This is a genomic window from Pseudomonas sp. Ant30-3 (genome assembly GCF_000690905.1).
Classification (GTDB): domain Bacteria; phylum Pseudomonadota; class Gammaproteobacteria; order Pseudomonadales; family Pseudomonadaceae; genus Aquipseudomonas.
In genome coordinates this window covers 1-7,193 of record NZ_JMCL01000165.1, presented here as the reverse complement: position 1 = coordinate 7,193, position 7,193 = coordinate 1, and the positions used below count along the sequence as shown (strand labels likewise).

Sequence of the window (7,193 nt, the reverse complement as noted above, 5' to 3'; positions counted from 1 at the left end):
TGGCGGGTATTTTAGGGGGGATAGGCGTTCTGGACACGCAGTTATTTACGAACCGTGCGAATCCAGAGTCGAGACTGGTTTCTTGTGGTGAGGGGACTTGTCCCCGTTGGGTTGCGTAGCGACCCCATTCGGATCATCAGTCACACCGCGTTTCTCAGGTTTACGACTGCTGCGCAGCCGAACGGGGACAAGTCCCCTCGCCACAATGATGCGTGTCAAATCCGGAGCGGGAATTCAGCCCAACACCACCAAGCGATTCGGCAACTCATTCCTCACATGCGTCACCGGCACATGAACTCTGAGCAACTCGCCGCACGCTTCGATACAGGTCACAAACCCCGGCAAGGTCTGGCCTTGTTTGACCTGCTGAGTAAATGCCGCAACGATCGCATCCCAATGCGCGTTGTCCAGGCGTGAGGAAATTCCCTGATCCACCAGGATTTCCACATAACGCTCAGCCTCGGAAACGAAAATCAGGATGCCGGTGCCGCCCACGGTGTAGTGCAGGTTCTGCTCCAGAAACTGTCGCCGGGCCAGGTTGGACGCACGCCAGTGACGCACCGAACGCGGGATCAGATGAGTCGTGATCTTGGGGATTTTAAACAGCAGGCACAGCACGATAAACGTGCCCCACTGCACCATCAGCAGGCTATGCAGCGTCAGCCAGCCACTCAGGTAATGCACGACACCCGGCACCACCAGTGCCAGCAGGCTGGCCCACAGCAGCGGAATATAGGCGTAGTCGTCGGCGCGCGCAGCAAGCACGGTCACCAGTTCTGCATCGGTGTCGCGCTCCACGTGGGCGATCGCCTCGGCGACCTTGCGCTGTTCCTGTTCATTCAGTAAAGCCATGATTACGGTTGCCTGTTCAATGTAGTGATCACCAGCCGCCCGACGAACCGCCGCCGCCGAAACTTCCCCCGCCGCCGCTGAAGCCACCGCCTCCACCGCCGCCGAAACCGCCACCGCCAAATCCACCGCCCGAACCGCCGCGACCGCCGCCGCTGGGCATAATGCCGAGCATCTGGCAGACAAAGATCACAAGGATGAACAGCATCACCAGAAAGACCAACACGCCCGGATGCTGCGAGAGGAAGTCGCCCTGCTCACCGCCCGATCCGTAAATGGTCGACGGCTCATCCAGCGGATTACCGCCCAGCACCACCAGCATGGCCGCGACGCCATCGCTGATGCCCTTGCTGAAATTGCCGGTCTTGAAGGCGGGAGTGATCACCTGATTGATAATCACCGAACTCTGCGCATCGGTCAGGCGATCTTCCAGACCATAACCGACTTCGATGCGCAGCTTGCGATCATCGCGAGCGACAATCAGCAATGCGCCGTTGTTCTTGTCCTTCTGGCCGATACCCCAGTGGCGCCCGAGCTGATAACCGAAATCGGCAATGTCGGCGCCCTGCAGATCCGCCAGTGTGACAACGACCAACTGCTCGCCCGTGGCTTTCTCGTGGGCACTGAGCTGCTGATTCAGCTGCTCGCGCACCGTTGGCTCGATCATTTGGGCGTTGTCGACGATTCGCCCGGTCAACTGCGGAAACTTCAGCTCGGCCTGCGCCGACACTGCAAACACCCAGAGCAACAACACCAGGCCCATTTTCAACACGCGCATATACAACCTCGTCCGTGCACCCACATCAAAGCATTCCCACGGTTAACCTATCTCGCGTAGCTGGCGGGGCTGCGATTTTTGATGTTCATTTCCAAGCAGCGTCGGAAAATCAAATTCAAAAGATCGCAGCCTTCGGCAGCTCCTACGGGCTGTTTAGAACTTCACTTCAGGCGCTTTTTCCGCACCCGGGGTGGTCGCCTCAAAGGTCGCGCGAACAGGCAGGTCGCTGTACATCACGCTGTGCCACAAGCGGCCGGGGAAGGTGCGCAGTTCGGTGTTGTATTGCTGCACCGCCAGAATGAAATCGCGGCGCGCCACGGCGATGCGGTTTTCCGTGCCTTCAAGTTGCGATTGCAAGGCGAGAAAATTCTGGTTGGCCTTGAGGTCCGGATAACGCTCGGACACCACCATCAAACGACTCAGGGCACCGGTCAACTGATCCTGGGCCTGCTGGAATTGTTTGAGTTTTTCCGGGTTGTCCAGCGTGCTGGCATCCACCTGGATCGAAGTGGCCTTGGCCCGGGCTTCGATCACCGCGGTCAGGGTTTCCTGCTCGTGCTGGGCGTAGCCTTTGACCGTTTCCACCAGGTTGGGGATCAGATCGGCGCGACGCTGATACTGGTTTTGCACCTGACCCCAGGCCGCTTTGGCCTGCTCATCGAGGGTCGGAATCGTGTTGATGCCGCAACCGGCCAGCAAGGTGGTCAGCAACATCAAGGCTGCAACCTGCAGGCTCGATCGATAGTGGTGTCGTACATTCATCTGGTTGATGCTCCCTTACCCATTCCGTTGAAAAAACAACCTGTGATCTTTGCACCCGCACTTGGGGCATAATCTACGACCGCCACTGGATTGCATCGTGCCAATGGGCTAAAAGATGCCCCAGCGCTTTAACGCTGGAAGTGTGCTGCATTTACCTGAACAACAATAGTCGCTCCCTAAATTTTGGCTGACCGGCGTTTCATTCCTGCCGTTTAGGCTTTAGAGAAAACCATTCATGAAGAAGCTGTGTTTGCTGGGCCTGTTCGTCAGCCTGGCCAGTCCTACCGTATTGGCCGCCACGACGCCCGCTCCTCTGGAAAACAAGGACGCCTTCGTCAACAACCTGATGAAGCAGATGACCCTCGATGAAAAGATCGGCCAGTTGCGCCTGATCAGCATCGGGCCGGAAATGCCGCGCGAGATGATCCGCAAGGAAATCGCTGCCGGCAACATCGGCGGCACGTTCAACTCGATCACTCGCGCGGAAAACCGTCCGATGCAGGACGCGGCCATGCGCAGCCGGTTGAAGATCCCGATGTTTTTCGCCTACGACGTGATCCACGGTCACCGCACGATTTTCCCGATCCCGATTGCCCTCGCGTCAAGCTGGGACATGGACGCGATCGGCCTCTCCGGACGCATCGCCGCCAAGGAAGCCGCCGCCGACAGCCTCGACATTACGTTCGCGCCGATGGTCGACGTCTCCCGCGACCCGCGCTGGGGCCGCACATCGGAAGGCTTCGGTGAAGACACCTACCTCGTTTCGCGTATTGCCGGCGTGATGGTCAAAGCCTTTCAGGGCGCGGGCGCAAACACGGCCGACAGCATCATGGCCAGCGTCAAGCATTTCGCCTTGTACGGCGCAGTCGAGGGCGGTCGTGACTACAACGTGGTCGACATGAGCCCGGTCAAAATGTACCAGGACTACCTGCCACCGTACCGCGCGGCGATTGATGCCGGCGCCGGCGGCGTGATGGTTGCACTCAACTCGATCAATGGCGTGCCGGCCACCGCCGACACCTGGCTGATGAACGATCTGCTGCGCACGGAATGGGGCTTCAAGGGCCTGGCGGTCAGCGACCACGGCGCGATTTTCGAGCTGATCAAACACGGCGTCGCCCGTGACGGTCGCGAAGCGGCGAAGCTGGCGATCAAGGCCGGCATCCACATGAGCATGAACGACACGCTCTACGGCAAGGAATTGCCCGGGCTGTTGAAGGCCGGCGAGATCCAGCAAGGCGACATCGACAATGCCGTGCGCGCAGTGCTCGGCGCCAAATACGACATGGGCCTGTTCAACGACCCGTACCTGCGAATCGGTAAAGCTGAAGATGACCCCGTCGACACTTATGCCGAAAGCCGCCTGCACCGCGCCGAGGCCCGCGATGTTGCGCGGCGCAGTCTGGTGTTGCTGAAGAATCAGGGCGAAACCCTGCCGCTGAACAAAACCGCGAAAATCGCTTTGGTCGGTCCGTTGGCCAAAGCACCGATCGACATGATGGGCAGTTGGGCAGCCGCTGGCCGTCCGGCGCAGTCGGTCACGTTGTTCGACGGCATGACCCGCGCACTCGGCGATCAATCGACGCTGATCTACGCGCGCGGTGCCAACATCACCGGCGACAAGAAAGTCCTCGACTACCTCAATTTCCTCAACTTCGACGCGCCGGAAGTGGTCGATGACCCGCGTTCGGCGCAGGTGTTGATCGACGAAGCGGTAAACGCGGCGAAGGGTGCGGACGTGATCGTGGCGGCCGTGGGCGAATCCCGTGGCATGTCGCACGAATCGTCAAGCCGTACCGACTTGAACATTCCGGCCAGTCAGCGCGATTTGATCAAAGCGTTGAAGGCGACCGGCAGGCCACTGGTGCTGGTGTTGATGAACGGCCGCCCGCTGTCGATTCTCGAAGAGAACGCACAGGCTGACGCGATTCTGGAAACCTGGTTCAGCGGCACCGAAGGCGGCAATGCGATCGCTGACGTGCTGTTCGGCGATTACAACCCGTCGGGCAAACTGCCGATCACCTTCCCGCGTTCGGTGGGGCAGATCCCGACTTACTACAATCACCTGAGCATTGGCCGGCCGTTTACGCCGGGCAAACCAGGCAACTACACCTCGCAATATTTCGATGACACCACCGGGCCGCTGTTTCCGTTCGGCTTCGGCTTGAGCTACACCCAATTCAGCCTGACCGACATGGCGTTGTCGTCGACCACGCTGAACAAGACCGGCAAGCTCGACGCCAGCGTGATGCTGACGAACACGGGCAAGCGTGATGGCGAAGCGGTGGTGCAGTTGTACATTCAGGACGTGACCGGTTCGATGATTCGCCCGGTCAAGGAACTGAAGAACTTTCAGAAAATCATGCTCAAGGCTGGCGAACAAAAAGTCGTGCACTTCACCATCACCGAGGATGACCTGAAGTTCTTCAATGCGCAGCTCAAGTACGCGGCAGAGCCGGGCAAGTTCAACGTGCAGATCGGCCTGGACTCGCAGGATGTGACGCAGCAGAGTTTTGAGTTGTTGTAGCCCTGGCGCGCACTGAACGCGGAGCGTCCCTGGAGGCATTCCCACGCAGAGCGTGGGAACGATCAAAATCTTTGTAGGAGCTGGCTTGCCAGCGATGAGGCCGGCACATTCGACATCTTCGTTGGATGTTAGGCCGCAATCGCTGGCAAGCCAGCTCCTACAGAGGCATGTGTACCTCTGCAGGAACTGCCGAAGGCTCGGACCGCGATCGGGCAATCTTTAACCTTCTTTCACCTTACCCGCGCCGATCCAGCAGATTCACCACCAGTCGATCCACCCATCCCCACACCCGCTGCTTGGTCCTTCGCCACAACGGCCGGCGCTGCCAGGCTTCGAGGCTGATTTCCTGGCTGAGGGCGAAATCCTTGTCGAAACTGGCTGCAACCGCGTGGGTCAGTCCGGCGTCCAGCGCTTCGAGGTTGGCTTCCAGGTTGAAGCGCAGATTCCAGTGATCGAAGTTGCACGAGCCTATGCTGACCCAGTCATCGATCAGGACCATTTTCAAGTGCAGGAAACACGGCTGGTACTCGTAAATCCTCACGCCGGCCTTGAGCAGGCGCGGGTAGTAACGGTGGCCGGCATAGCGCACCGACGGGTGATCGGTGCGCGGTCCGGTGAGCAGCAGGCGTACGTCGATGCCACGGGCGGCGGCGCGGCGTAGCGAACGACGGACTTTCCAGGTGGGCAGAAAATACGGCGTGGCCAGCCAGATGCGTTGCTGGCCGCTGTTCAACGCGCGCACCAGCGACTGCAGGATGTCGCGGTGCTGGCGGGCGTCGGCATAGGCGACCCGCCCCATGCCCTCACCCTTTGCCGGCACGCGCGGCAGGCGCGGCAAGCCGAAATTGGCGCTGGGCTTCCAGGCCCGTCGATGGCGGTTGGCGATCCATTGTCGGTCGAACAGCAATTGCCAGTCGATCACCAGCGGGCCGCTGATTTCCACCATCACTTCATGCCATTCACTGGTGTCCTCGCCGGGCGTCCAGAATTCGTCAGTGACGCCGGTGCCGCCGACCACCGCCAGGCACTGATCCACCAACAACAGTTTGCGATGATCTCGGTACAGATTACCGACCCAGCGACGCCAGTTCAGGCGATTGTAGAAACGCAGCTCGACACCCGCTGCCGTCAGTTGCCGGCGCAGCGTCGGATTGAAGGCGAGGCTGCCGTAATCATCGAACAGGCAACGCACGCGCACGCCCCGTTCAGCCGCTTGCACCAGCGCCTGAACCATCGCATCCGCGCAGGCGCCCGCCTCGACCAGATACAGCTCCAGTTCGACCTGCTCTTGCGCGCGAGCGATCGCCACCAGCATGCGTGGAAAAAACTGCGGACCGTCAATCAGCAGCTCGAACCGATTACCTTCACGCCAGGGGAAAATCGCACCGGACATATCAGCGTGCCGTGAAAATCAGCACCGCACCCACCGGCACTGACAAGCTGATGGCTGATAAACCGGCGACTTTGCGCAGGTTTTCCAGCCCCGGTGCCAGGTCAAAATCGGCGGCGTTGATCACCAGCGGCTCGAGCGTGACGACCTGGAATCGCCGGTCATCGAGGCGTGTCGCCAGCAGCTCTGCGTCGTATTCGTGGGTTTTGCCGTGGAGTTTGACGGTCACCGGCAGGCGTAATTCGAGTTGCGCGCCGGGCGCCAGGTCGTTGATCGGGCGAGGATCGATCTGCGTGGTGATCAGCGCTTCGGGGAAATTCTGAATCTCGAACAGCTCCTTGCGCAGGCGTTCATCGCGCAACGGGATGCCGCTGTTGACTGACTCCAGCTCGACTTCCACCTGGGCCACGCCTTTTGGGCTGACTTTGCCGTGCAGCACCAGAAAGCGGTTCACTTCGGAGATGTGGGCGTTTTTAGTGCTGACGAACGATAGCCGCGAGGATTCGCCGTCGAGGTACCAATTGGCCTGCGCCGACAGCGAAGCGCCGCTCAGCAGTAGGCCTGCGAGTGTGTTTACAAGGAAGCGGTTGAGCATAAAGACTCGTACTGGAAATAAACGTGCACGAACCTTACCCGCCCGAGCGCCAGATGCAAACTGTCTGTCACTGACACCCGCCCTTTGTGGCGAGGGGATTTATCCCCGTTCGGCTGCGCAGGAGTCGCAAACTCAGCAACCTCAATGAGCCAAATAAAACACCGTTGCAGGTTTTGGCCCTGCTTCGCAGCGCAGCGGGGATAAATCCCCTCGCCACAAAAGCGCATTTGCAATGATTATTCGGGGCGATCAGGGATCCAGTCGGCAGCCTTGGCGCTGATCAATCCACACC

At 59.8% G+C, this 7,193-nt stretch carries 6 protein-coding genes; 1 reads left to right on the top strand and 5 read right to left on the bottom strand.

All coding sequences use genetic code 11. From position 1 onward, the window contains the following. Positions 1–234 precede the first annotated feature (234 nt). From DU29_RS0127925 to DU29_RS0127915, 3 genes are all read right to left on the bottom strand, one after another. On the bottom strand, positions 235–852 hold the full coding sequence (locus DU29_RS0127925) for a TPM domain-containing protein (RefSeq protein ID WP_028624658.1): 618 nt from the start codon (positions 850–852) through the stop codon (positions 235–237). Between the two features lie 28 nt (positions 853–880). Next, positions 881–1,627: a TPM domain-containing protein gene (locus DU29_RS1000000133560; protein ID WP_028624657.1), complete on the bottom strand. Its 747-nt coding sequence runs from the start codon at positions 1,625–1,627 to the stop codon at positions 881–883. 153 nt (positions 1,628–1,780) lie between these two features. Beyond that, positions 1,781–2,389: a LemA family protein gene (locus DU29_RS0127915; RefSeq protein ID WP_028624656.1), complete on the bottom strand. Its 609-nt coding sequence runs from the start codon at positions 2,387–2,389 to the stop codon at positions 1,781–1,783. A gap of 235 nt (positions 2,390–2,624) precedes the next feature. On the opposite strand from DU29_RS0127915, the gene bglX reads away from it, so the two are divergent. After that, positions 2,625–4,916, top strand: coding sequence for a beta-glucosidase BglX (gene bglX / locus DU29_RS0127910; protein WP_028624655.1), 2,292 nt, complete (start codon positions 2,625–2,627; stop codon positions 4,914–4,916). A gap of 235 nt (positions 4,917–5,151) precedes the next feature. On the opposite strand, the gene DU29_RS0127905 is transcribed toward bglX, so the two are convergent. Together DU29_RS0127905 and DU29_RS0127900 are read right to left on the bottom strand one after the other, a co-directional pair. Continuing rightward, a complete protein-coding gene (locus DU29_RS0127905; protein ID WP_028624654.1) occupies positions 5,152–6,309 on the bottom strand; it encodes a phospholipase D-like domain-containing protein in 1,158 nt (385 codons plus the stop codon). Between the two features lies 1 nt (position 6,310). Continuing rightward, positions 6,311–6,901, bottom strand: coding sequence for a YceI family protein (locus DU29_RS0127900; RefSeq protein WP_028624653.1), 591 nt, complete (start codon positions 6,899–6,901; stop codon positions 6,311–6,313). Positions 6,902–7,193 lie beyond the last annotated feature (292 nt).